The following is a 26,780-nucleotide window of genomic DNA, read 5'->3' as shown; positions in this document are numbered from 1 at the left end:
CCTGATCAGGCTTTGTTTGCCAGATTCTTCAGTTCATACAAGGCAGCCAGTGCATCCCTCGGCGTCATGCTATCAGGGTCCATGGTATCAAGTGTATCCATCAGTTCAGTATTGACGGGCACTGATTCCGCAATTTCCACTTCATGCGCGCCAGCCGAAGCAGAGAATAAATCAAACTGTGGCGTCGATTGCAGTGACTGCGCTTCCAGATCAGCCAGATGTCTGCGGGCAGAGCGGATAACGGCTTGCGGTATGCCCGCCAGTTGCGCCACCTGCAAACCATAGCTTTGTGATGCAGGGCCGGCCTGTACTGCATGAAGGAAGACAATGTTTTCCTTATGTTCAACCGCCGATAAATGCACGTTTTCTGCAGATGAGTGCACTTCAGGTAATTGCGTGAGTTCAAAATAATGGGTGGCAAACAGAGTGTAGCTCTTGGATACCTGTATGAGATGCTTGGCAATTGCCCATGCAAGGGCAAGGCCGTCAAAGGTTGATGTGCCGCGACCCACTTCATCCATCAATACCAGCGAATGGTCAGTCGCACCATTCAAGATGGCAGCAGACTCTGTCATCTCGACCATGAAGGTAGAACGGCCGCCCGCAAGATCATCCGCCGCACCTATGCGCGTGAAGATGCGGTCTATTGGGCCTATTGTCACTTCAGTCGCCGGTACATAACTGCCTACATAAGCGAGCAGGGTAATCAGGGCAACTTGGCGCATGAAAGTCGATTTGCCACCCATGTTAGGGCCGGTGATCAGCAATAATTTACGCTCGGCAGAAAAATCGCAATCGTTGGCGATAAAACGTTCTATCTGGTTTTCGACCACCGGATGGCGACCCTGGACGATATGCAGGGTCGGCTCATCCACCAATTGTGGCGCACACCAGTTATTCTTGGTCGCATGTTCGGCCAGGCTGACCAAGGTGTCAAGTTGGGCAATTGCACCCGCCACTCTTTGTAGCAGGGGCACTTGCGGCAGCAAGTCTTGCAGCAGGCGTTCATACAACATTTTTTCACGCACCAATGCACGCTCCTGTGCTGATAAGGCCTTGTCTTCAAAGGCCTTCAATTCTGGCGTGATATAGCGCTCGGCATTTTTCAGGGTCTGGCGACGACGGTAATTGTCAGGGACTTTATCGCTTTGCCCATTCGTGACTTCAATATAAAAACCATGCACACGGTTGTACTCAACGCGCAGATTGGCAATGCCGGTGCGCTCTCGTTCAGATACTTCCAGATCTATCAGGAATTGTCCCGCATTCTCAGACAGTGCGCGTAATTCATCGAGCTCGACATCAAAGCCAGTGGCTATCACGCCACCGTCACGTACCATGGTCGCTGGTTGCAACATCAAGCCGCGTTCCAGTAAATCCAGGCACTCTGTCGGCGTATCGAGATCAGACAAGACCTTGGTCAGCAAGCTGGTTTGATTATCGGCGATGCACAGACTGACATAATTGCGCAGACCGGGCAGGTTTTGCATGCCATCACGCAACGCAGATAAATCACGCGGGCGCGCAGATTGCAGGGCGATACGCGTAGTGATGCGTTCTATGTCAGGAATGGCCTTTAAAGTGGTCGCCAGGCCATCGGTGGAGTCAGCCTGAATCAGCGCCTTGATAGCATCATGGCGCGCTCTGGCAACTGCCTGATCGCGCCTTGCATGATGCAGCCAGTGACGCAGCAGGCGTGAACCCATGGCTGTGCGACAATGATCAAGCAAAGAGAACAGGGTAGGGGATTCTTGCCCACGCAAAGTCTCAGTCAACTCAAGATTGCGGCGTGTCGCGGTGTCCAGGCCTATGAATTCATGTTCGCTTTCGACATTAAGCGTATTGACATGCTTCAGGCCACGGCCTTGCGTACTTTCGGCATAGCGCAGCAATGCGCCAGCTGCACCCAGGGCAGCATTCAGGTTTTCTACACCAAAGCCAGTCAATGAGGCAGTACCCAATTGATCTTGCAAGGCTTTTTGCCCTTGCTTGACATCAAAATGCCAGTCAGGCAGTTCAGAGAATTTACCTGGGAGCTGCTTGTAGTGCTCATCCAGTAAAAGCGTGCCAGCGGACAGCAATACTTCAGCGGGGCTGATGCGCTCCAGTTCTTGCTGTAAGCGTTGCGGCAGAGATTTTTCGTCGGTCGACACTTCCATCAACTTCAAAGCGCCACTGGCCAGTGACAACCAGGCCAGCCCTATGCTGACGGTTTTTCTTTGCTGCAGCATGCATAGCGACAGCAACGGGCGGTCAGATTTTTCTGGCAACAAATCAGTGTCGGTGAGCGTGCCTGGCGTAATCACGCGCATGACTTTGCGCTCAACCGGGCCCTTGCTGGTTGCCGGGTCACCTATCTGTTCGCAGATCGCCGCTGATTCACCTATCTTGACTAGCTTGGCAAGATAGGGCTCCAGGGAATGGAAGGGCACGCCCGCCATCTTGATTGGCTCGCCACCAGAACTGCCGCGCTGTGTCAGGGTGATACCGAGCAGGCGTGAGACTTTCTCGGCATCGCCAAAAAACAGTTCATAAAAATCGCCCATGCGATAGAACACCAGAGTTTCCGGATAGTCAGCTTTGATGCGCAAATATTGCTGCATCATCGGCGTATGTTGAGTTTCTTTTGCTGTCATAAGACTTTGATTTTATTCGTTTTGTTTTCTTGTTTTTTGCTTGCTGATCGCCGGAATTTATGGTCAGTCAGCTCAAATTTGGTGCGCACCATATCATAGACGATTGCCTTGGTCTACGGTTGTCGGGCTTTATTGTTGATATCAATAACTTGCAGACCGTACAATTGCCAGGTAAAAAGCAAAATCTGTCTGAGATATTGTTAAAATCAAAAAATCTGATTGTAGCAATATCTTCCTAAGTATCGAAAAGGCACTGGCGAATGACGAATGAATATCAGTATGGCGGTGTTTTTGACGATAGACCTGGATCGCCCACGTCGTGGTGTTATACAAGTAAACCAGATGAGCATGCTGAGTTTGCAGCAGTTGGTACATGCAACGAATAAATGAATCATCAGTATGTATAAAGCACAAAGGGCCTAAATGGCCCTTTGTGCTTTTAATACGATTTAATGTGGAATGTTAGCCGTTGCCACGACTACCAGACCTGCGTGGCGCCGATTGCTTCACGGCTGGCCTTGGGCCTGCTGGGCGGGGCTTGGCAGCCTGAGGTGCCGCAGCTTTACCTGGCGTACGTGCTTGTTGCCCACGGCCTGATGGCTGGCCTCGGCCACCACCACCACGGTGGTCAAAGCTGCGCAACTGTATAGGTTCAGCTTTGGCATGAGGGTCAGGAATGAAGCCATCGATGATTTCTTGTGGTATCTGACGCTTGATGAGTTTTTCTATATCAGCCAGCAATTTGAATTCATCAACGCAGACCAGGGAAAGTGCCTCACCAGTAGCGCCAGCGCGCCCAGTGCGGCCTATGCGATGCACGTAATCTTCTGGCACATTCGGCAAATCATAATTGACAACGTGAGGCAGTTGATCAATGTCGATACCACGGGCAGCGATGTCGGTCGCCACCAGCACGGTCAAGCTGGCATCCTTGAATTCTGCCAAAGCTTTTGTGCGTGCGGACTGGCTCTTGTTGCCGTGGATGGCCATGGCGGCAATGCCGTCTTTGCCCAATTGCTCTACCAGCTTGTTGGCACCGTGCTTGGTACGGGTAAACACCAGTACTTGTGACCATTGATGGGTCTTGATCAGGTGGGCCAGCAGTGGATGTTTTTTGTCACGGTCAACCGGATGCACTTTTTGTGCAATGATTTCGACAGTTGAATTGCGGCGTGCAACTTCGATCATCGCTGGGTTGTTCAGCAATCGATCAGCCAGCGTCTTGATTTCGTCGGAGAAAGTGGCGGAGAACAGCAAGTTCTGGCGCTTGGGAGGCAAGATCGCCAGCACTTTTTTGATGTCATGAATAAAGCCCATATCTAGCATGCGGTCGGCTTCATCCAATACCAGGATTTCGATATGGCGCAGATCTATCGTACCTTGCTGATGATGATCAAGCAAGCGACCAGGTGTTGCCACCAGAATATCGACCCCTTGCTTCAATAATTTGATTTGCGGATTGATGCCAACGCCACCAAAAATCACGCCAGAATTCAGAGGCACATATTTGCCGTAGGTATTGACGCTTTCTTCTACCTGAGCAGCCAGTTCGCGGGTTGGTGTCAGTACCAGGGCGCGGATGGGGCGTCTGCTGGTTTTGTCTCTTGGGGCATTGGCTGAGGTGGACAGACGCTGCAAGATAGGCAGGGTAAAGCCAGCTGTTTTGCCGGTGCCGGTTTGCGCACCAGCCAGCAAGTCACCACCTTTGATGACAGCAGGAATTGCTTGCTGTTGTATAGGCGTTGGAGAGGTATAGCCTTGTTCGCTGACTGCGCGGACAATGTTCTCGGATAAGCCGAGTTCGTTGAATGATGCCATGTGGTTTTACTGTGTTTCTTTATGACCGGACTGATTTTCATCCATCCGGAGAGAGGGGCGTCCCAATCAAATAATCGGGACGTGAGAATTTACTTTTTAGCGGAGAACGGTTGTAATGCATTGACCATCTGGGCAAATACTTTAGGTGTGCCTGCCAATACATCACCTTTATGCAGATAGTCGGAGTCGCCGGAGAAGTTGCCGACGATGCCGCCAGCCTCTGTAATGACGAGTGAGCCGGCCGCGATGTCCCAAGGTGCCAGGCCTTTTTCAAAAAAGCCATCAAGACGGCCAGTGGCTACGTAAGCCAGATCAAGCGCGGCAGAACCTGGTCTTCTCAGTCCCTGGCATTTCGTGGTCATGACTTTGAACATGGCCAGGTATTCATCCAGACCAGACAAGTCGCGGGATGGGAAGCCCGTGCCGATCAATGCGTCAGCCAGTTTGTCGCAACGGGTAACACGGATACGCTTGTCGTTCAGGAAGGCACCAGCGCCTTTACTGGCCGTGAACATTTCATTGCGGGTAGGATCGTAAATGACAGCCTGTGTAATCACTCCGCGTTGTTGCAGGGCGATGGAGACGCAATATTGCGGGAAGCCGTGAATGAAGTTAGTCGTGCCATCCAGTGGATCAATGATCCAGACATTATCATTTTCGTCATGCAAATTAGCGGAGGCACCCGATTCTTCAGCCAGAACGGCATGATCAGGATAGGCAGAAGTCAATACTTCGATGATGGCAGCTTCGGCAGCATGATCGACTTCAGTCACGAAATCATTGAATTGTTTCTCTGTGACCTGGACACGGTCAAGATCAAAAGATGCGCGATTGATAATCGTCGCGCCACGACGAGCGGCTTTAACTGCCGTATTCAGCATTGGGTGCATAAGGTTTCCGATAAAATGGCAGCATGCAAACGACTATCCTTCAAAAAAGAGTAAGGATGTCACTACGATGCTAGACAAAAATGATAAAGAGCGTACGTAATTCTTGTCCAACTGCCACCCGTCTGGTTAATAATATGTACAAACAATGCGTACAAGCGATACGTATAACCAAGACGCCAACCGAATAAAAATTAACGCGTGATACCGCTATTTTAAATGAACTTGCCCAAAACCGACACATCTCTTTTTCAGCGCCTGCGTTTCGTCCTGGTTGAAACCAGTCATCCCGGCAATATAGGTTCAGCCGCCAGGGCCATTAAAACCATGGGTTTTAGTGAGTTAGTGTTGGTAAAGCCGCGCTTTGCTGACGCCCTGCAAAACCCGGAAGCGATCGCCCTTGCCAGCGGTGCGCAAGATATACTCGACACTGCCCGCATCGTGGATCATATCGATGAAGCCTTGGAAGGATGTGAATATGTGGCAGCCGTCAGTGCCAGATTGCGTGAATTTTCACCGCCCATTCTCACACCCAGAGTATTTGCTGAAACAATGGTGCAAAGCCAGCATGCAAAAATTGGACTGATTTTTGGCAATGAACGATTTGGCCTGCCTAACGAGATTGTCATGAATTGCCATTCCCTGATTAATATTCCTGCCAATCCTGCTTATTCTTCATTGAATCTGGCGCAAGCGATACAACTGTTGTCTTATGAGTGCCGGATGGCCGCTGATACTGGCATGCCAGTTGCCGGGAATGTCGGCTTTCATGGGCAATTGGCAACTGTGACTGAAATAGATGGAATGTATACGCATCTTGAACAAGCACTTGTAGCGATACAGTTTTTGAATCCAGAGAAGCCCAAGAAACTGATGCCTCGCCTGAAGCGCATGCTGTCGCGCACGCAATTAGAGGTTGAGGAGGTGAATATCTTGCGTGGGATTGCGAATAAAATATTGGAAGTTAGTAAAAAATAGACGGTACCTGAAAAATAATAGAATTTCTGCTTTAATAAGACATCAGCAAAGCATAAATAAGGCATAAATGATTTGAACTTTGTGTCTTTTTAGCAAATTGTCATTAAATGACTATATACTGCATTTGCTATTGTTTTATTACGTAGTTTTCTTTCAAATGTATCGAAAATACATTAAGAGTTTGATGTATGGTGAGGGAAACAGTAGTAGATATTGTTGTTGCAATTGATAAATATGTTGAAATCAACAAACATTGTTACCTTTGTTTGCGTTTTACATTTGGTAACGACTTCAAGGATTGTTATAAAGCCAGTAAGATTGCAGTTAATATACATTCAGGAATAACAATTGATTTTCTGAAGTAATTACTTTCATTCTGAGGTCATTATTATTTTTGTTCCATTTCGCCGATCGACGCTACACCTGTTTTGCCTTGGTGCCCTTGCATCGGGAGCAACAGGTGATGCGTATGCGCTGGGGTTTAGTAATCTGACTGTGCAGTCAGCACTGGGGCAGCAATTGCGAGCCCAATTAGAGTTGACGGGAAATGATGCGGCAGAAATCGATCAGTCATGCTTTAAGGCTAAAGTTGAGAGTCCAGATGGTTACGCCATCGCCCCAGTGAATGTCACTTTAGTGCAAAAGGGGGGAGCACGTTTCCTGACTCTGGTCACCAGAAGCACCATAGCCGAGCCCGCAGTCAAGATATTGGTGAACATGGGTTGCGAAATTCAATTGCATAGAGAATTTCTGATCCTGCTTGACCCGCCTTTATCTGCGCCGACTTTGACAGCACCAACTGTTAGCTCTGCCAGAGGGACAGTAAGTCCTGTACCAGCTTTAATTGGTAAAGATATCGCTGGCAAAGATATTGCCACAGGAGATCAAACTCCTCAGGTAAAAAACAGGCCACGCATCAGGAAAGACAAGCCCGTCAGTGAGTTGACAGAAATTGTTGCTACACCGGGTAATGCACCTGCAACAAAAAAAAAGCCAGCCAAATCGACTGACAAACCAATCAATAAACCCCGGGACACGCTGAAACTGTCGGATGATTTGCCAGTGCTGGAACAAACGCAAGGTTTGCGTCTCAGTGATAGCTTGTCTATTGGTACACCTCATTCCAATATTGAAGAGTTGCGCGCAGCGCAGGCTCAGCTTGCTGCAATGTTGCGGGATGAAAAACCAGGGCAGCTTGCTGCTGACAAGTTCAAGAATGAACAACAAAAAATTCTGAGCCTGCAACAAGAAGCACAACAACTCAAGCGTCAGAGCCAGCTGGATAAGGCGGCGCTCGAAGAGGCTCACGAAACCAGTTTTTCACGCAACTGGGTGATGGGCCTGAGTGTATTCATCGCTGCAGGCATCGCCATCATTGCTTTGCTCCTGCTCTACGTCAGTCGCATGCGTAAGAGATTACATGAGAGCTGGTGGCAGCAAAAAGAACCTGCTTCTGAGTCTGAAGCCAAAAAGAATATAGAAGAAATCGTCGATAGCATACAGGCTTCTTATGGGCCTACAACGACCAGTTCACTGTACCAGGTTCATGATGATGACGAGCCTGGCTCCAGTCGCCCAGTGACAAAACCATCCAGAAAAGTTGCGGCAGATACCAGTCTGGGCAAGCTCGACACACCCTCAATATTCAGTAAAGCTTATGTCCCCACACTGGAGGACAGTAATAGCAGTACCTTTAATTTCTTTTCCACAAAAGGCCAGTCGGTCAAGGTGGAAGAAATTTCTGACGTGACTCAGGAAGCTGAATTCTGGATTTCTGTTAACGACCCGCAAAGGGCGATTGAAATTCTTGAACCCCTGGCCGACGTCGATCATCCCGAGTCGCCCGTGCCCTGGCTATACCTGATCGATTTATATCGGGTCACTGCCAACAAAGAAAAATATGACATATTAAGAGACAGGTTCATTGTGTTTTTTAATGCAAATGTACCTGAATTTGAAGTAGATCCGGCGACCCTGCCTAGCAGGCACCTTGATGACTTTGAGCATTTGATGAATCGCATCTGCACTATGTGGAGCTCAAATGATATTTTACCGTTTCTCGAAAGTCTTCTTGTCGATGACAGGGATGGCAAGCGCATGGGTTTTGAATTGCCGGTTTACCGCGATATCCTGTTACTGATTTCGGTTGCGAATGAGCTTGAAAAGTCGAATTCTTTTGGCGCACCGGAAAGAAATCGTGCCTGGGCAAATGTACCTGATTTGCCATCGGATGAACTTGCCGGTCACGAAAAGCAAGCGGTACCAGAGTCGAATGTCATCAATTTTGAGATGATCGATTTTCCGAAAGAAAAATAACACGGACTAATTCGGGTAAGCCCGAGAATGCAGCAGGCCAGTTTCTAGTGGCCTGACTGCAAATTTTTGTTGTACAAATAAAAATAAAGAATGGAGATATATGATCAAGCTTTGCGGTTTTGCAGTCAGTAATTATTACAATAAAGTCAAATTGGCGCTTTTGGAGAAAGCTATTCCCTTTGAGGAGCAATTAGTCTGGACTGGAAAAGCACCTGAATTATTGCAGCATTCACCTTTAGGAAAAATTCCCTATTTAGAAACTGAGCACGGCTCGCTGTGTGAATCTCAAGTGATTGTTGAATACCTGGAAAGTCGCTTCCCTGATCATCCTCTGATGCCTGCAGACCCGTTCGCAGCCGCTAAATTACGCGAATTGATTACCTTTATTGAGCTGCACATGGAGTTGCCTGCGCGCGAGCTTTATGCCGAAGCTTTTTTCGGAGGCAAGGTCACTGACGAGCTCAAGGCAAAAGTAGAAAAGCAACTGAGCCGCAACATCCCTGCATTTGCAAAGCTGGCAAAGTTTGACCCTTTTGTTGGTGGTAAAGAATTCACACTGGCGGATTGTGCTGCCGTTGTGCATTTTCCTCTGATATCCATGGCGACCAAGATTATTTATGGCAGGGATTTTCTGGCTGAGTTGCCTACGCGGGAATATGTAAAATTCATTGCAGAGCGGCCACACATGCAAAAGGTCAATGCAGATCGCAAAGCAAATCAGGAATTGATGGCAAACAAGGGTAAATGAATTTGATGGCGCTACACAGCTAATTTATAGCGCCATCAGAGCAAATTTACACTGCCCTGCGCATTTTTTGCACAGTATATGTTTTGGCCTGTGCGGGCGGCTCTACCAGTTTGACTATCGCAAAGGTACAATTATCACCACGACCGCTTGCTCTGTCCCTGGCTTTTCTGATCAAGAACTCAGAGGCTTGGCGGGGACTGTTGGCAGCAACTGCTGCCGACAGTTCATGGTCTTCAAAATAATGCCAGAGGCCATCCGAACAAAGCAAAAAGCTGTCATGGGCCTTCAACGGAGTATGTTCACCAAAGGTAATATAAGGTGCAGCCGTGCTTGAACCGAGTACATTCACCAGGATATTCGATAATCTGTGAGTCTTGGCTTCTTCAGCGGTAATCTTGCCTTCATCGACCAATTTTTCTACATAAGAGTGATCTTTGGTTTTTTCGGCATAATTCGGGCCGTCAAATCGGTAAAGACGTGAATCTCCTACATAGGCCCAGATAGCTTCTTGCTGCGGGGTAATTACTAGCGCGACTACCGTACTATGTGGTTCTTTTTCTGATGAAACACCAGACAATTTAATGACGGTGTGAGCTTCGTTGACGATATTTTCTAAAAGACTGCGGACATCATTCCCTGGGTAAAATTCATCAAATAATTGTTTTGCCGTGCGCACGACTTGCTCAGCGGCAAGTGCGCCGCCGCTTTTGCCGCCCATGCCATCGGCGACCACGGCCATGACATAGCCCGGTGCATGTGGTGCCGCAAAAAGTGCAGTGCGGTCTTGTTGTTCCTGCCTGTCGCCGATATGTTGTCCGGTTCCAGCTTCGATCTTATATTGGCTCATACGTCTTGGTAGATTAAACTAACGGGATAAACCCAAAAATGGTCTTTCCTTAATTAAACTTTATTTTACTGCAACCAGAAGACTATGAGCCACCCTGAACAAATACAACAACGCATTATCGAGCTCGAGGTTGAACATAGAGACCTGGATGTGGTAATCGAGACCCTGATTAAAGATCCCTCTCATGATGAATTACAGTTGCGGCGCCTAAAAAAACGCAAATTGCAACTGAAAGATCATATTACATTACTAAGAATGCAATTGACACCTGATGTCCCAGCATGATTATCCACTTTTCCTTAGCTTTATAGTTAGTTTCTGATTGCCTCATTTTGACTGAACCACTTGCCACACCGAATGCAAACGGCATTCACGATACAGAAGTAGAACATATTTTTGGCTTGACCGGACCATTAAGTGCGTCCATCAATGGTTATCGCCCGCGCCAGGCGCAGACAGAGATGGCAAAAGCTATCGCCGATGCAATTGCAGGACAGAAAACCTTGTTGGCAGAAGCGGGCACTGGAACAGGAAAGACTTATGCATACCTGACCCCGGCATTATTGTGGGGCGGTAAGGTTATTGTCTCTACGGGGACAAAAAACCTGCAGGATCAGCTATTTTTGCGCGATATTCCCACGATACGCAAAGTCTTGAAGGCGCCTGTATCGATTGCCTTGCTAAAGGGCAGGGCAAACTATCTATGTCATTACCATCTTGAGAGAACCATACAAAATGGCCGCCTGAGCTCGCGTGAAGATGTTGGTTATCTGCGTGACATAAGCCGTTTCATTAAAACCACAATGACGGGGGACAAGGCTGAACTGGCACGCGTACCAGAAAATGCCTCGGTCTGGAGTCTGGTTACCTCGACCAAAGATACCTGCATGGGATCAGAGTGCCAGTATTATCAGGACTGTTTCGTGATGAAGGCGCGCAAAGAGGCGCAGCAGGCAGATGTGGTCGTGGTGAACCATCATCTGTTCTTTGCTGATGTGGCCTTGAAAGATACCGGTATCGCAGAGTTATTACCGTCTGCAAATACAGTCATCTTCGATGAGGCACATCAATTACCGGAAACTGCCACGCTGTTTTTTGGCGATACCGTCTCAACCTCGCAAGTGCTGGAACTTTGCCGCGATGTACAGGCAGAAGGTTTGTCGCATGCAAGGGATGGGGCGGAGTGGTCCAAGCTGGTTGCCCCTGTTGAGCGGGCTGCACGCGATTTACGTCTGGCCTTCCCGCAAGATATCGTACGCTATTCCATAGACCAGATTGCGCCATCCAGCCCTTTCTTTGAAGCCCTGGAAACCTTGAAATCCAGTATGGATGCCATGATTGCCGTATTGGAAAAACAGGCCGAGCGTGCGGAGACCCTGGAGCAGTGCCGGGCGCGTGCGATCACTCTGGCTGAGCAATATGAAAAATGGAATGCCGCAGATGACGGTAAATCCGGTGACTATGTATTGTGGGTAGAAGCGTTCTCTACTTCCTTGCAATTGCACCGCACCCCTTTGTCAATTGCCCCAATTTTTAACAAGCAGCGTGAAGGCGTGCCGCGTACATGGATTTTTACTTCTGCTACCATGGCCGTCAAAAATGACTTTAGTCATTATGTGTCGCAAATGGGTTTGTGGGATCAGCCGGCGCGCACCTGGCCCAGTCCCTTCAATTATCAGGAGCAGGGGTATTTGTATGTGCCTAACGGCATGCCGCAGCCAAATTCCTTTGGCTACATGGATGCGGTCATTGATGCCGCATTGCCGGTCATAGAAGCAGCTGGTGGCAAGACCTTCCTGTTATGTACGACCCTGAAAGCCGTGAAACACAGTGCAGAACGTTTGCGCGAGGAATTCCAGAAACGTGGTTTGGACTTTCCTTTGTTCGTGCATGGCGATGCTGGCAGGACTGAATTACTCGACCGTTTCAGGGCAGCGGGCAATGGTGTTCTTATCGGCAGTCAAAGTTTTTGGGAAGGCGTAGATGTACGTGGCGATGCCTTGTCCCTGGTGATTATCGATAAGCTGCCTTTCGCGCCACCTGATGACCCGGTATTGTCTGCACGCATAGCCGCGATGGAGAAAAAAGGTCTCAATGGTTTTGTTCATCACCAATTGCCGGAAGCGATTATCAATTTGAAGCAGGGTGCCGGTCGTCTGATCCGTGATGAGGGCGACAAAGGAGTTTTGATGATCTGCGACCCAAGACTTATTTCAAAGCCCTATGGCAAGCGTATCTGGCAAAGCCTGCCGAGTTTTGCACGCACGAGGGAGCTGGCAGATGTGCAGGCGTTTTTCAAAAAAATAAAAACACCACCTTAAACTGCTTAAGTCAGTATCCGTTGCAATGGTAACCAGAGAGTGAAGCGCGTGCCGGCTGGATTTGAATCCCAGCTGACCGTGCCATCCAACGCCCTGGCGCGCCGCTGTTGATTGTGCAAGCCGCGACCAGCAACGGTATCAAGCGCTTTGGCAACATCAAAGCCCCGCCCATTGTCTGTGACCGTAACTTCCACACCATCTACTGCACCTCCGTTTGCCACTGCAGTGGTTAGCCTGACTTCGCTGGCGTATGAATGACGCAGTATATTTGCGATGCTTTCCTGGACAATGCGCAGTATATGCAAGGCACTCGATGGATCCAGCCAGGTCAGAGTAGGTAACTCCTGGACTTCCCATTGCAGTACGATGCCCGTGCCCTCCAGACGCGGCTCCAGGCGAAAGCGCAGTGTAGCCAGCAGTAACAGCAAGTCTGCAGCGACTGGTTCCAATGAATCTATCGTTAACTTGAGATCATCCAGGCAATCTTTCAGGATTTGCGAGACCTTGCTATTGCTGATGTCGTGCCGGTCTACAGACCGTATCGCGCTGATCAGTGATGATCCTAGTCCATCATGCATATCCTGCATCAGGCGCTGGCGCTCGTCACTGATTTGCTGCTGCAATTCAATCTCGCGCAACCGCTGATAACTTAATTCCAGCTCGGCTTCACGTACCTGCAAGCGTTGCGCCAGACTGGCATTCAATAATTCCACCTGTACGATCGCATTGAGATAGCGTCGGTACATCACAATACCGAAGATGGTGCAGGCGACGGCATTGGCGTATGAGCCCAGATACAAAGCTTCGGGGCTGATGAAATTATTTTGCAATAACCAGTCAGTAACGCCAAATAAAGTGCATATCCCTACACCGATAGCGACTAATTGCCCATCCCGCGATCGGCGCCAAACGTTCACTCCCCCAATTAATGCTACTGCTGCGCCCATCATTGCCGCAATCACATAGATCAGAGGAGTGACTTTTGGCGTATTAGGCAGCACGGCAAGCACTGGGAGCGTCAATACCGCGATCAATGCCGTCAAACCAGTCAGGATACGGCTAAGCCAGATCAGTGGGTTGCCATGGAGCAGGCGCAAATACAAATGTACGGTAATGACCAGCCAGAACAGGGAATTGACCGTGAGCCAGGCAAACCAGTTGTTTGCAATGGGAAAACTCACGTAAAAATGCAAGCCACGTAAAAAGGATGCCGCGGCGAGGCTGAAAAAAAGCAGGTAAGCGATATCATGTCTGCGCCGTAACCATACAAAAAGCGCGAATATGCCCACCGCCAGAAATGCTGCACTGAGCATGGCAGGCAATTCTTGTTGCAGCCATTGACGCACATTGTAGCGGCCACGCAATGATTCAACACTTCCTATCCACACAGAAGACATTGCAATCTGCGTTTTTGCCGAATGCGCAAGTCGTATAAGTATTTCTTTTGGGGGCGGGGCCTCGCTATTTTTGCCCAGAATTATCCATAGGGGAGTGCGGGTACTATTCCATAATGGGCCTTGCTGCTGCGCGCTGTGTATCAAATGGCCATCTGCATAGACCGCGATGCTGCCATCGGTTTTGATACGGCTGGCATACAGTGCCAACGGAACAGCTTGCTCATGCAAACCAGCAAGCGAAAGCCTGAGCCAGGTAATGGAGGTGGCCGCATTACTGCCTGTGCCTGATTTAGCCTGGCGCAACAAGGCAACGGGAAGTGCTAACGGTAATGCCACTGTTTGCCAGTGGGCTGGCAGACTGTTGCTGTTGACTATGGATGGTGGGGGAGTCTTGCCAGTTTCATTTGCGAACTGCCATTGGGCTTCTGTCAGATGCAGGCTTGATGCAGGCGGCTGCGCAGCATCTGCTGCCACATGCCAGATTACCGCGCCAGTCAACAGAATCAACAGAGTCAGGAAAATGGCCAGCAGTATCTTCGCCGGAAAATAGCGGTTACTTTCCATCATAAAGAGACAAAGGCAGGGTGTACCGAACAGACTTGGGAGTGGCAAGATATAGATGCATATACTTCAGTCAAGTGACAAACCAAGTGCTCTTGCTTCATAGATAGCTTCCGTCCTGGATTTGACCTTGAGTTTGCTATATATCCTCCGTACAAAGGCACGTATCGTAAAAGGGGATAGTTGCATTAGTTTGGCAATTTCATTGGCCGTAAAACCCTTGGTGATGAAATCGAGTACTTCTTTTTCGCGCGCTGATAATAATTGCGATGAGTCAGGCACTCGCTCTTGCGTGCCGGAGTTTTCATTGCTGTTATGTCTGAAATGGGCCAGGACCTGCCTTGCGATGATAGGGCTGATAGGGCTGCCACCATTTGCAAGGCTGCGTATCTCAACCGCCATTTTTGTTGGCGAACTATCTTTCAGCAGATAGCCTGCAGCGCCTGCCTCAATTGAGCGCATGACATGTGTTTCATCACCAAAATTGGTGCTGACCATGATGTTGCAACTCGGCCAGCATGTGCTCGCTGCCTTGATGATGTCGATACCAGAGCCATCCGGCAGGCCTAAATCAACCAACAGTACATCTGCAGGTGGACCCTCCAGCATGACAAGACCGGCCAGGCGTGTGTCGGCAATACCAACCAGGCGCATGTCTTCTGCTTCCTGTACCGCCTGCCTCAGGGCGTTACAAAAATCGTGATCGTCTTCGACGATTGCGACATGAATGGGGCCTGTTTCTGGATTAATACTTGTTGGTTGCATATATGACATTGTACGACGTAATCACAATGTGCATCTGTAGCACATTTGTTCTACATACAAGAGTTGTTTGCATAAATACACTGAAAGCAGTTTTAAAACTGAGTTCAGGATTCAATCCGGATCACTGAATATCAGATTCATGTGGAAAACAAATGCCACGCGGCGAAGGACTCACAGTCAGGTCATTCAGGTATTGAAGGCTGGCTTTTTATTTTGAAAGAGGAAAAGAAATGACTACCCCCAACTTTACAGTGCTTGTGCATGTGGAAGATAAAGGTGATTTAAGTTTTGGGCCGGATCAATTTGCTGGCGACACCGGCAAGATTAAAGCCTTGGAAGGCTTTCAAATAACTTTCCCGCCTGCCAGCGGTCTGGGGCTGCGCTACATGGCGCATGTCAGCAAAAATGGTGATACTGGCTGGGTGAACGATGGTGAATTTGTCGGCAATCGTGGAAAGCGATTGCCCGTTGAAGGTTTTGCGATTGAAGTAAACGGTGACAAACTGGCGAAATACGATATTTTTTATATGGCGTATTTTCGGGATGGCGCAGAGACCGCCTGGTTTTCCAATGGAGCGTTTTGTGGAAGCCGTGGGCAATCCAGGGCTATAGACGGCATCATTGTCAGACTTGCTCTCAGGGCACCCAATTATGTATCCATCATCTCCAAGGCCAAGTCGGTTTCTGGAAAACCTTTGCTCATAACGCTTAATCCAGTTCGCAACGAGCTAGAAGTCTCTGTCCGTACCGATGACGATTTACAAACCTGGGAAAAACGCATGGTGAAAGCCGGGCAAGGCTATGCCTTGATCAATAAGGCAAAACCAAATTTATGCATAGCTCGTGGACAGGGTATGTCAACCGAGCTCAAGGACGTGAGCCAGATTGACAAGAACGACGCTTGCGTCTGGCGAGATGACAATGTTGCTGGTCTCTACAATGCCATTAATTCCTGGACAAACTGGGAATTGAAATTAAACATCAGCGGTAATTATCCGTATCGGGATCAGGGCAATACTTTACTGGCTTATCCATGGGCAGCTGGTGCGGACAATGAGCTATGGCGCACAGCAATGCGTACTTACAATGTTGTCGCAGGCAGCGACGAGATTGCATTGAACAGGGTTTCAGAAGCGATTTATCATGGTTGTTATCCGCAAGTGTTCAAAGAGTCCATAGACGTAGGCGACAAAGGCATCACGACCGTGGGTTTTGATATTGCTACCGTACCGGTTTTCAGCCTTCAGCCATCACAACTCTACCAACAGCAGCTGGAAAATCAGCAAGATCTGCCAGAAGAGAGAAAAGCCTGGTTGACTGCTGCAAACTCGGCGAGTTTTTCACTGCGGGTGGATGAGATCAGACTCAATGTCGGAGGGGGTATTGCCGCTGAAGTACACGCTACGCTGGATGCTTCTGCCCTTATTCACACTAATCCAGAGCATGGCCTGACGATACATTTGAATGCTGGCGTATTGCATTTGCCTGGCCAGCAGATGGATGAGCATCTGCAAAAATTGCTGGAAGCATCCTTGAATCAGGTCTTCCTGCCTCTCTTGTTGAACCACCTGAATAAAAATATTCTGGACCATATAGCGATTCCTGCTCTTGAGTTGAATGGCATTCCATTTGCCAATCCCGTTATTTCTTCTCAGCCACCATACATACTGGCGTCAACCAGCATACTTCCGGATTCGGTCAATCCACCATTTCCACAAGCATGGCCGCGCGGACGCCTGTTTTGTGGCGTAGACGCGAATGCTTTGGACGCCGCCGCTGCCAGTGTGTTGAAAGATTTTTCGATTGACGATAAATGGAGGACGCGCATCAACTTTGGCATACTTGGGTCTTTTGATATCTCTGCAAGATATGAGTTGAAATTCAAGAATCCGAATTTCACAGTGACAGCACGCTCTGGCAATACCTATAAACTCAAAATAGATATTTCAGGATATGCAGATTTTGCCATAGGCGTTGTTAATCCAGGTGCAGGTGGCGATGGGTTTGCACAGGTGACAGCGTCGGTTGATATCACGTCTGACAACAAGGTGAGGCTGATCTTCCAGTCACTGGACGCTATCGTCGTAAACTGGCATTTCAACGGCTTGCCTGGCTGGATGGATATTATGATCAGTGGCATCTTGAATGCCTTTGATCCCGTTGTGATGGCTGCCGTAAGATTGGGGCTGGGTGGCAAGACATTTGATCTGTACACCATCCCTGAGATCAACGCGACAATAGCGGGGAAAAAATTTGAAATTACCCTGGAAAATCTGGGTCTGAGCTCTACCGAAGACCCGACGAAAAAAGCACTCTTGCTTGCCGAGGGTGGCATCAAAGTCAGGATCAAATAGCCGGAAATAGTTGCGAAATCGCAGGCAATCAGTCAGTCAGACTGATCAAGTCTGAATGCAAAAAGCCAGCACTGTTTTCAGTGCTGGCTTTTTAACTTAATGCAGACTTAAAGAACGGCAGCCATTACCAGATACTGACACGCTCAGCAGGTGCCAGGAACATCTTGTCACCTTCCTTGAGTTTGTAGGCATCATAGAAACCCTGCATGTTGCGCAGGCTGCCATTTGCGCGGATTTCTCCTGGTGAGTGTGGATCTGTCTTCAAGCGTGCAATCATGGTTGCTTCACGCATTTTCCCACGCCATACCTGAGCAAAACCCATGAAGAAACGCTGATCGCCAGTCAGGCCACCAATGACTGGTGCTGGTTTGCCACCCAGTGACAGCTTGTAGGCTTTGTAGGCAATTGCCAGACCAGAATTGTCTGCAATATTTTCACCCAAAGTCAATTCGCCGTTGACGTTGTAACCGGGGATAGGACTGAAGGCACCATATTGCTTGACCAGGACGGCAGTTTTGGCCGCGAACTTGTCATGATCTTCTTTCGTCCACCAGTCGCGCAAATTACCCTGACCATCATATTGTGCGCCCTGATCATCAAAACCATGACTGATTTCATGACCAATGACGGCACCTATGCCGCCATAGTTGACTGCGTCGTCAGCTTTAGCGTTGAAGAATGGCGGTTGCAGTATGGCTGCCGGAAAAACGATCTCATTGAGCTCAGGATTGTAATAAGCGTTGACGGTTTGTGGTGTCATACCCCATTCGTCACGATCGACAGGTTTGCCAAGCTTGTTCAGTTCAAATTGCGCGGCATACAGGCGGGCATTGCGCAAGTTGCCGACAGCATCACCTTTGGTAATGTTCAAGCCAGAGTAATCGCGCCATTTGTTTGGATAGCCAATCTTGGGCGTGAAGGTGGCCAGCTTTGCCTGTGCTTCTTTCTTGGTTTCCGGGCTCATCCAGTCCAGCGTGTCTATACTTTGTTTATAGGCCAGCAGTAAATTGCTGACCAATTGCTCCATTCTTGCTTTGCTTTCAGCTGGGAAGTGCCTGGCTACATAAAGTTTCCCCAAGCTTTCGCCGAGTGCAGAATCCGCCAGTCGCACGCCACGTTTCCAGCGCGCTTCCTGTTTAGGAACACCAGCCAGGACGGTGGAATTAAAGGCAAAACTTTCATCACTGAATTTTGCTGGCAACTGTCCTGCAGCAGAGCGCAGGATATGCCATTTGAAATAGACCTTGAGATTGTCCAGTGAGGTATCTTGTAAAATCTTGCTCAGGCCAGTCAGGTAGCTAGGTTGGCTGACGATGATGTAATCGACCTTGCCTTTGACGCCCATTTCTGCAAGATAAGCATTCCAGTCATAGCCTGGTGTCAAGGCATCGAGCTTGCTGATTTCAATTTTATTGTAAGCCTTGACTGGATCGCGCAGTTCAACCTTAGTCCATTGTATTTTTGCGAGTTCTGTTTCAAGCGCGAGTACATCTGCCGCATGTTTTACTGCCTCTTTGTCACCAGCCAGCGTCAGCATTTTTGCTATATGTTTCTGATACTTGGCGCGGAACTCTTTTAATTTCGCATCGTCATTGTTAAGGTAGTAGTCGCGGTCAGGCAAACCCAAACCAGCCTGGGTTACGTCAAATACGTATTTGGTGGAATCCTTGTTGTCCTGATGAACCTGGAAATCGTAGGGTGCACCTATGCTGGCGCGGTTTAGCCATGCCATCAGACCAGAAATCTGTTTTTTGTCCGTCATGCCATCTACTTTGGCAAATTCAGCTTGCAAAGGTTTCAGGCCCAGAGATTCAATGTGTGCCGTATCCATGTAACTGGCATACATATCCGCAATTTTTTGCGCGTCTGTTCCAGTCTCATTTTTTGTTTTGGACAAACTTTCGATGAGAGCGTGCAAATGCGGAATGGTTGCTTCGCGCAAGTCCATGAAGGCACCCGCAGAAGATTTGTCGGAAGGGATTTTGGTATTTTTTAACCAGCGGCCATTCGCATGGCGAAAAAAATCATCCTGGGCACGCACTGTGGCATCGTTATGCATGGATTCGATACCTGACAACAGAACTGGTGTCGCCGATGCCGCTTTTGCTGGTTCTGCGGCAATTGCGAGCTGACTGCCAACTGTGCCGGCGATCATCAGCGCGATAGCGCTAAGTACTTGTGCTTTCACTTTTGGGTCTCCTGAGAGTGAAGGTAGGAATAACAATAAGACAGCCTTTTAGGCTATCTTTGGTAATTATTGCAAAAATAAATAAATCGTTTGCAACAATTGCTCGTCTGCTTAAGACTGCAAGAGTTTAACGAAGTTCGCGAGTTTTAGTAAAAGTTTCAGGTAATTTCTTCCACTCTGTGGCAGGCGACCAAGGTGTTGTCAAACGGACGCAGTGCAGGTATTTCTTTACGACATCTTTCATTGGCGTGTGGGCAGCGATTATTGAAGGCGCATCCGGGTGGTGGCGCCAGCGGTGAGGGCAATTCACCATCCAGCATCATCTTCTGCTGGCGTTGCGCGGGGTCAATGTGAGGTGTCGATGCAAGCAATGCCCGGGTATAAGGGTGCAGAGGGCGTTTGAATATGCTTTGCTTGTCGCCATGCTCAACGGTTTTCCCAAGATACATGACCAGCACATCGTCAGCTATATGCTCAACCACTGACAGATTGTGGGAGATGAACAGATAGGCAACACCGTTTTGTTGTTGCAAATCCATTAATAAATTCAGGACCTGTGCCTGTATCGACACGTCAAGGGCAGAGACTGGCTCATCGGCGACGATGACTTCAGGATCTAGCATGAGCGCCCGGGCAATAGCAATGCGCTGCCTTTGCCCACCTGAGAACATATGGGGATAACGCCCATAATGTTCGGGCCGCAAGCCTACTTTTGTCATCATCGCGCGCGCTTTTTCTTCACGTTCCTGCGCTGACAGGCGAGTGTTGATGATCAAGGGTTCTTCCAGCATGGCCCCGACTTTTTTACGCGGGTTCAGGCTGGCATAAGGATTCTGGAATACCATCTGCACCAATGGGCGCACTTGCTTGAGTGTGAGCTTGTCAGCATGGGCAATATTTTTTCCGCCCATCCACAATTCGCCGCTACTCGGCGTTTCTATCATGGTGATCTGGCGGGCGAGGGTAGATTTGCCGCAACCTGATTCACCGACTACGGCCAGGGTTTTGCCAGCAGTCAGTTGGAAAGAGACGCCGTCGAGTGCTTTTGCCAGCGCTTTGGGTTTCAGAAAGCCTTGTGACACAGCGTAATGCTTGGCCAGTTTTTTTGCTTCGAGCAATACGGGAGTAGTAGTATTTTGCATCATGCTGCCTGATCAATTTGTGGTGCGTGCCATCCATTACCCGGCGCACCTTGCGCATCCAGGGGGAAATGGCAACGCACCTGGGCATTTGCCTGTCCTTGTAATTGTGGTCTGTCAGCTTGGCAGCGCGCTGTCGCATAACTGCAGCGCGGTGAGAGAAGGCAGCCTGTTGGTCTGTCATACAAACCTGGTACTACGCCCGGTATGGTTTGCAGGCGTGCTTTGCCAATATTATGTTCGGGCAGGGCTGCCAGCAATGCCTGGGTGTAAGGATGTTTGGGGGTATCGAATATTTCTGGTACCGTGCCAGTTTCCAGTACCTGGCCTGCATACATGACCACAACGCGTTTGGCAGTCTGCGCAACGACGGCCAGATCATGGGTGATCAGCATCAGGGCCATGCCACGTTCACGCTGCAATTGCAGTAATAATTCCAGCATTTGCGCTTGTACAGTAACGTCCAGCGCAGTAGTAGGTTCATCTGCGATCAACAGGCGCGGGTTACAGGCAATGGCAATAGCCACCATCACGCGCTGGCTCATGCCACCTGAGAGTTGGTGTGGATAGGCGTTCATGCGCCTTTCCGGGTCTGGAATATCAACCTGCTTCAATAAAGCCAGTGCCTTGGCGCGCAAGTCTTTTTCTTTGCCACCCTGATGCAGGCGCAGGGTTTCCATCAACTGGAAGGCCACGGTGTAGCAAGGGTTCAGGCTGGTCATGGGGTCCTGGAAGATCATGGCAATATCCTTGCCCAGCAATTGCCGTCTTTCCTTGTCCTTCATTTTCAGCAGATCGCGGCCATCAAATTCCATTTGATCGGCACGCACACGTCCAGGAAAATCGATCAGGCCCATCAAGGCCAGCGAGGTGACACTCTTGCCTGAGCCTGATTCTCCGACGATGCCAACCACTTCACCTTGTTCTATGAGCAGATCAAGACCATCAACTGCCTTGAATGGCTGAGCCTCCGAGCCAAATTCAACGCGTAAATTTTTAATATCCAATAATGGTTTCATGTTGAATCTTTGTTCAGCGTTTTAACTTGGGGTCGAGTGCATCGCGCAAGCCATCACCCATGAGGTTAAAGGCCAATACGGAAATCAGAATCGCCATACCAGGGAAGGTAACTACCCACCAGGCGCTTTGTATAAATTCCATGGCGCTAGCCAGCATGGAGCCCCATTCTGGTGTTGGCGGCTGTGCACCAAGGCCCAGGAAACCCAACGCAGCGGCATCCAGTATCGCCGTAGAAAATCCCAGTGTAGCCTGAACGATAATGGGCGCTGCGCAGTTAGGCAGTACGCAATTAAACATCAAACGCAAATTACCGGCACCGGCAATGCGGGAGGCGTTGACGTAATCCTTGTTCAGTTCACCACTGACTGCTGCCCGCGTCAACCTGGCATACGAAGGCATGAGAACAATCGCAATGGCATACATGGCATTCATCAGGCCAGGGCCGAGTATTGCGACGACTGCGATTGCCAAGAGCAGGCTCGGCAGGGCTTGCAGGATATCCATGAAGCGCACGATGATCGTTTCCAGCATACGTGCAAAGCGCCCAGTCCAGCTACGGGAAAAACCTGCGATCAAGCCCAGGGTCACACCCACGCCCATCGACAGGGTGACAGAGACCAGGCCTATAAACAGCGACAGGCGTGAGCCATGAATGAGACGGGACAAAATGTCGCGGCCTACTGGATCAGTGCCAAGTATGAATTGACTGCTGCCCGTTGCTGTCCATGCGGGTGGTACCAACGTGGATTCACGAAACTGTTCTATGGCAGAATGCGGCGCTATCCACTCCGCAAACAAGGCGCACAAACTCAGTATGCCAACCAGCACCAGGCCGATGACGGCACCGCGGTTTTGCTTGAAGTAATGCCAGAACTCCATCAAGGGATGCGGTGGTGACAAGTTTGCAGTAACAGCTACGGCATTTGCAGGTAAGTTGGTATTGCTCATAATTCTGCGATCAAATCTTTTAAACGAGGATTGAAATTACGCATTGTATTAGTGGCGTATGCGCGGATTGATCACGCCATACAGCACATCCACCATCAGGTTGACAGTGATGACGATGGTGGCGATCAGTAATATCCCGCCTTGCACTGTCGGGTAATCGCGCCTTTGTATCGCTTCAATCAACCACTTGCCAATGCCTGGCCAGGAGAAGATAGTTTCAGTCAGGATAGCACCAGCCAGTAGCGTACCGACTTGCATGCCGATGACGGTGACGACAGGTATCAGGGCATTGCGCAAGGCATGTACCCAGACTACCCGCATCCAAGACATGCCTTTGGCACGCGCAGTACGCACATAATCTTCCTTTAACACTTCGAGCATCGCAGAGCGGGTCATGCGGGCAATGACGGCCAGTGGAATAGTGCCTAGTGCAATTGTGGGCAAGATTAGATGCATGACGGCTGATTTGAAAGCACCTTCTTCACCTGACAGCAGGCTATCAACAAGCATCAATCCAGTCACATGCGGCAGATCAAACAAGATGTCGATACGGCCAGACACTGGCGTCCAGCCTAAAGTCACGGAAAACATCAGAATGAGCAAGAGTGCCCACCAGAAGATAGGCATGGAATAGCCTGTCAGGGACGCGCCCATGACAGAATAATCAAGAAAAGTATTACGCTTTAAAGCGGCCAATATGCCTGCGGGCAAGCCAAGCACAACGGCAAAAATAATCGCGCATAGCGATAATTCCAGCGTTGCCGGAAACAGAGTGAAAAATTCTTTGCTGACCAGTTCTTGCGTGATGATCGAACGACCCAAGTCGCCTTGCAGGACTTTGCCCAGATAAGAAAAATACTGCTGGTACAAAGGCTGATCAAGCCCATACAGGTGCATGAGACTGGCATATCGTTCAGCATCCATGCCGCGCTCGCCTGTCATGGCTTCGACAACGTTGCCGGGTATCAGGTGTATCAAAGAAAAAACCAACAGCGTGATGCCAAGGAAAGTAGGGATGACCACACCCAGGCGTCGGAGAATAAAACCCAGCATCGAAAAACCTTTTTAAGACAAACCTGCAAACAGCATCATAAAAACTGAAAAAGCAACAAGCAGATACAACGATGGCACCAAATTGCAAATGTTGAGCAAAATTGGTGCCATGTTAAGCAGTACTTATTTATCCAAGTCTACTTTTTTGAAGTAATGATGGGCGGTGGAATCCATTTTGAAGCCAATCACATTTTTGCGTACGGGAGTGAAACGCAAAGAGTGTGCCAGCAAGAGTAAAGGTGCTTCTTCGCGCACTATTTCCTGGGCTTTTTCGTAAAGTTTGGCCCTTTCGCTTTGTTTTGGTGTCAATTTTGCTTTCTGGATCAAATCCTCATAATCCTTATTGCACCATCTTGGAATATTGCCGCCGCCTTTGACAGCTTCGCATCCCAGAATTGGTTCAAAGAAATTATCCGGGTCGCCATTGTCGCCAGACCAGCCAAACATCATGGCATGCTGTTCGCCCGTTTTGCTGCGTTTTTTATACTCTGTCCATTCGTAAGTGGTCAGCTTGGTTTTAACACCAACCTTTGCCCAGTCTGCCTGTATCAATTCGGCCATGCGCTTGCCATCTGGATTGTAGGGGCGGGACACTGGCAAATACCAGAGCTCAACTTCCAGGCCATTTGCATAACCTGCTTTTGCCAGCAATTCCTTGGCCTGCGCGATGTCGTAAGGATATTCCTTGATCTTGTCGTTATACGACCACATGGTAGGGGGGATGACATTTTTGGCGATTTGTCCCGTACCTGCATAGACTGATTTCAGTATTGACGCACGATCTACTGCCAGATTCAAAGCCTGGCGCACGAGCTTGTTATCAAATGGTTTTTTCTCAACATTGAAGCCGACATAACCAATATTCAAACCCTGTTGTGATAGCAATTTGATATTTGGATCGCTTTTCATCAATTCGACATCTGCAGGTTTTGGCAGAGCCATGACATGGCATTCCCCGGCCTTGAGTTTGGCATAACGAACCGATGCATCCGGGGTGATTGCGTAAATCAGATTATCGATTTTCGGGCGACCATCCCAATAGCCATCATGTGCCTTGTAGCGGATGATGGCGTCTTTTTGGTAAGAGACAAACTGGAAGGCACCTGTGCCTATGATTTCTTTATCGATTAGTTCTGGCGTTCCTGCCGCCTTCATTTTCTGTGCATATTCAGCAGAGTGAACAGACATGAAATCCATCGTCAGCGTGGCGAGGAAAGGTGCTTCCTGACGCTTGAGTTTGAAACGCACGGTCAGGTCATCGACTTTTTCAAGCTTATCAACGATCTTGTTAATCCCCAGATCCTGGAAGTAGGCATAGGTTTGACCTGGCGTGTTCTTATGGAAAGGGTGATTTTCATCTGCCATGCGATAGAAGCTGAAAAGTATATCGTCGGCATTCAGGTCGCGGCTGGGTTTGAATTTGGCATTGCTGTGGAACTTGACACCCTTGCGCAGCTTAAAGGTATAGGTCAGGCCATCTGCAGAAATATCCCAGGACTCTGCCAGTGCAGGCGTGATATTGGTGGTGCCGGTTTCCATTTCTACCAGGCGGTTATACATGGGCACTGAGCCTGCATCTGCAGTCGTGCCGGTGGTAAAGAATTGCGGATTGAATCCTTCTGGACTACCTTCTGAGCAAAATACTAAAGTCTTTGCGGCCATCGCCGCGCCAGCATGCAAACCTGCAAAAGCGCCAATGACAACCAAAGCGCCAGTCTTCAACAACCAATTACCTTTTTTCATCCAGACTCTCCACAGTAAATACATACCAGTAAAAACGACAAATTGATTGTGCCATAGGTGACCGCACAGATTTTTGTATTGTGCAGCAATTCGATAAGATTTGTATTATTTTGTTACAAGCCCGAAGAAAATTTTGAAAATAAAACTGACAAACCAGATTGCCGTCATTGTGTACATTCTCTTGCGAAGAAGATTTTCCGTATGTTGCAAATATGATGCATGGTCAGGAATAAATTCTTGATCCTTTTTGTGCCATAAGCCTAAATACAGCTTGTGCCGTTATATTGCATATGAGTTCAAGGTATAAGCAATCTACAAAAACAATTCATTCATCGCTTTATGCATACTGTTCTGGAAGAAAATAAAAAACTGGATGACAATTTTGCGGAACTACACGCCGAATTTCCAGCCGGGCCTGGACCATTTCCAGCACTGATATTGGCACCAGGTCTGCGCTACGATATGCACAGACCAATCATTGCACAAGTTGCCAGCCACTTACTATCGCAAGGTTTTGCTGTCTTTCGCTTTAACTGGACTTTTTATACTGCAAATGCTGCGCATGGGCAGCCATCAGCCGGTTTGACTTTGGAGTTGCAAGACTTGAAGTCAGTAGTGAATGTAGTGAAAAATGATGAGCGTGTGCAGCAACAAAGTATCTCGGTTGCGGGTAAATCTTTTGGTTCCATTGTCGTCTGGCGTGTTTTTCGGCAAGATACTGAGCTGAAAAGCTGCATTTTGCTGACACCATTGTGTGCACCAGACACGTCTGGAGAGGATGAGCTCAGTCTGGTAAAAGAAAATTACCCGGATGCGATGCTTGAGAACAGGCGCATCCTTATGCTTGCCGGGAATGCCGATCCCCATTGTGAACTGGCTACTTTGCATCAGTTTGCCGCAGACACGCTGGCGAAATTCAATATTCTTGTGCTCGACGGTAATCACAGCCTGGAAATACCTGATGAAGACGCGTCAGTGGCAGCCAGCAAATTTGATCGTAATTTGCATTTGCTTGCCACCCACATCCAGGATTTTTTACTTGAGTAAAGATGAGTGTTGTA

Annotated in this window: 20 protein-coding genes; 8 read left to right on the top strand and 12 right to left on the bottom strand. The window is 48.8% G+C overall.

What is annotated here, in order from left to right; all coding sequences use genetic code 11:
- Positions 1-5: 5 nt before the first annotated feature.
- Complete coding sequence (mutS, locus tag ACO0LG_RS10575; protein ID WP_423026061.1) at positions 6-2,636, bottom strand: DNA mismatch repair protein MutS; 2,631 nt, start codon at positions 2,634-2,636, stop codon at positions 6-8.
- A 267-nt stretch (positions 2,637-2,903) separates the two neighbouring features.
- Between mutS and ACO0LG_RS10570 the strand changes: the two genes are divergently transcribed.
- Positions 2,904-3,026, top strand: coding sequence for a hypothetical protein (locus ACO0LG_RS10570; protein ID WP_423026059.1), 123 nt, complete (start codon positions 2,904-2,906; stop codon positions 3,024-3,026).
- Between the two features lie 72 nt (positions 3,027-3,098).
- Here the strand turns inward: ACO0LG_RS10570 and ACO0LG_RS10565 are convergent, their stop codons facing one another.
- The gene (locus ACO0LG_RS10565; RefSeq protein ID WP_423026057.1) at positions 3,099-4,454 is read right to left on the bottom strand and encodes a DEAD/DEAH box helicase; all 1,356 of its coding nucleotides are present in this window, start codon (positions 4,452-4,454) and stop codon (positions 3,099-3,101) included.
- Between the two features lie 89 nt (positions 4,455-4,543).
- On the bottom strand, positions 4,544-5,335 hold the full coding sequence (locus ACO0LG_RS10560) for an inositol monophosphatase family protein (protein ID WP_423026568.1): 792 nt from the start codon (positions 5,333-5,335) through the stop codon (positions 4,544-4,546).
- 225 nt (positions 5,336-5,560) lie between these two features.
- Between ACO0LG_RS10560 and ACO0LG_RS10555 the strand changes: the two genes are divergently transcribed.
- The 3 genes from ACO0LG_RS10555 to ACO0LG_RS10545 all read left to right on the top strand — a co-directional run bounded on the left by ACO0LG_RS10555 (position 5,561) and on the right by ACO0LG_RS10545 (position 9,383).
- Positions 5,561-6,319 (top strand): RNA methyltransferase, encoded by a 759-nt coding sequence (locus ACO0LG_RS10555; protein WP_423026055.1) that lies wholly within the window; start codon positions 5,561-5,563, stop codon positions 6,317-6,319.
- Between the two features lie 519 nt (positions 6,320-6,838).
- Positions 6,839-8,635, top strand: a complete 1,797-nt coding sequence (locus ACO0LG_RS10550) for a type IV pilus assembly protein FimV (protein WP_423026053.1) — start codon at positions 6,839-6,841, stop codon at positions 8,633-8,635.
- Positions 8,636-8,735: 100 nt separating this feature from the next.
- Positions 8,736-9,383 (top strand): glutathione S-transferase, encoded by a 648-nt coding sequence (locus ACO0LG_RS10545; RefSeq protein WP_423026051.1) that lies wholly within the window; start codon positions 8,736-8,738, stop codon positions 9,381-9,383.
- 46 nt (positions 9,384-9,429) lie between these two features.
- Here ACO0LG_RS10545 and ACO0LG_RS10540 read toward each other — a convergent pair whose 3' ends face one another.
- Complete coding sequence (locus ACO0LG_RS10540; RefSeq protein ID WP_162041240.1) at positions 9,430-10,230, bottom strand: PP2C family protein-serine/threonine phosphatase; 801 nt, start codon at positions 10,228-10,230, stop codon at positions 9,430-9,432.
- 84 nt (positions 10,231-10,314) lie between these two features.
- On the opposite strand from ACO0LG_RS10540, the gene ACO0LG_RS10535 reads away from it, so the two are divergent.
- A complete protein-coding gene (locus ACO0LG_RS10535) occupies positions 10,315-10,515 on the top strand; it encodes a YdcH family protein (RefSeq protein WP_162041241.1) in 201 nt (66 codons plus the stop codon).
- Between the two features lie 44 nt (positions 10,516-10,559).
- Entirely contained in the window at positions 10,560-12,551 is a 1,992-nt protein-coding gene (locus tag ACO0LG_RS10530) for an ATP-dependent DNA helicase (RefSeq protein WP_423026566.1), read from the top strand.
- Between the two features lie 5 nt (positions 12,552-12,556).
- Here the strand turns inward: ACO0LG_RS10530 and ACO0LG_RS10525 are convergent, their stop codons facing one another.
- Positions 12,557-14,515 carry an ATP-binding protein gene (locus tag ACO0LG_RS10525; protein WP_423026048.1) on the bottom strand — a complete coding sequence of 653 codons (1,959 nt, stop codon included), beginning with the start codon at positions 14,513-14,515 and terminating at the stop codon, positions 12,557-12,559.
- A 63-nt stretch (positions 14,516-14,578) separates the two neighbouring features.
- Positions 14,579-15,274 carry a response regulator gene (locus ACO0LG_RS10520; protein WP_423026046.1) on the bottom strand — a complete coding sequence of 232 codons (696 nt, stop codon included), beginning with the start codon at positions 15,272-15,274 and terminating at the stop codon, positions 14,579-14,581.
- 230 nt (positions 15,275-15,504) lie between these two features.
- On the opposite strand from ACO0LG_RS10520, the gene ACO0LG_RS10515 reads away from it, so the two are divergent.
- Positions 15,505-17,628 (top strand): hypothetical protein, encoded by a 2,124-nt coding sequence (locus tag ACO0LG_RS10515; RefSeq protein ID WP_423026044.1) that lies wholly within the window; start codon positions 15,505-15,507, stop codon positions 17,626-17,628.
- Between the two features lie 124 nt (positions 17,629-17,752).
- Here ACO0LG_RS10515 and ACO0LG_RS10510 read toward each other — a convergent pair whose 3' ends face one another.
- The 6 genes from ACO0LG_RS10510 to ACO0LG_RS10485 form a co-directional block, all read right to left on the bottom strand.
- Entirely contained in the window at positions 17,753-19,783 is a 2,031-nt protein-coding gene (locus ACO0LG_RS10510) for a M13 family metallopeptidase (protein ID WP_423026564.1), read from the bottom strand.
- Between the two features lie 191 nt (positions 19,784-19,974).
- The gene (locus ACO0LG_RS10505) at positions 19,975-20,958 is read right to left on the bottom strand and encodes a peptide ABC transporter ATP-binding protein (RefSeq protein WP_423026042.1); all 984 of its coding nucleotides are present in this window, start codon (positions 20,956-20,958) and stop codon (positions 19,975-19,977) included.
- On the bottom strand, positions 20,958-21,974 hold the full coding sequence (locus ACO0LG_RS10500) for an oligopeptide/dipeptide ABC transporter ATP-binding protein (RefSeq protein WP_423026040.1): 1,017 nt from the start codon (positions 21,972-21,974) through the stop codon (positions 20,958-20,960). Before ACO0LG_RS10500 ends, ACO0LG_RS10505 begins: the two co-directional genes overlap by 1 nt.
- 13 nt (positions 21,975-21,987) lie before the next feature.
- Positions 21,988-22,923 (bottom strand): ABC transporter permease subunit, encoded by a 936-nt coding sequence (locus tag ACO0LG_RS10495; RefSeq protein ID WP_423026038.1) that lies wholly within the window; start codon positions 22,921-22,923, stop codon positions 21,988-21,990.
- A 48-nt stretch (positions 22,924-22,971) separates the two neighbouring features.
- Positions 22,972-23,976, bottom strand: a complete 1,005-nt coding sequence (locus ACO0LG_RS10490) for an ABC transporter permease subunit (protein ID WP_423026036.1) — start codon at positions 23,974-23,976, stop codon at positions 22,972-22,974.
- A 123-nt stretch (positions 23,977-24,099) separates the two neighbouring features.
- Positions 24,100-25,719 (bottom strand): ABC transporter substrate-binding protein, encoded by a 1,620-nt coding sequence (locus ACO0LG_RS10485; RefSeq protein WP_423026034.1) that lies wholly within the window; start codon positions 25,717-25,719, stop codon positions 24,100-24,102.
- Between the two features lie 339 nt (positions 25,720-26,058).
- Here ACO0LG_RS10485 and ACO0LG_RS10480 point away from each other — a divergent pair, with 339 nt between their 5' ends.
- Positions 26,059-26,766 (top strand): alpha/beta family hydrolase, encoded by a 708-nt coding sequence (locus ACO0LG_RS10480; RefSeq protein WP_423026032.1) that lies wholly within the window; start codon positions 26,059-26,061, stop codon positions 26,764-26,766.
- Positions 26,767-26,780: the final 14 nt, after the last annotated feature.

This window comes from Undibacterium sp. Ji42W, from assembly GCF_049340405.1.
Taxonomy (GTDB): Bacteria; Pseudomonadota; Gammaproteobacteria; order Burkholderiales; family Burkholderiaceae_D; genus Undibacterium.
This window is presented reverse-complemented; position numbering and strand designations above follow the sequence as displayed.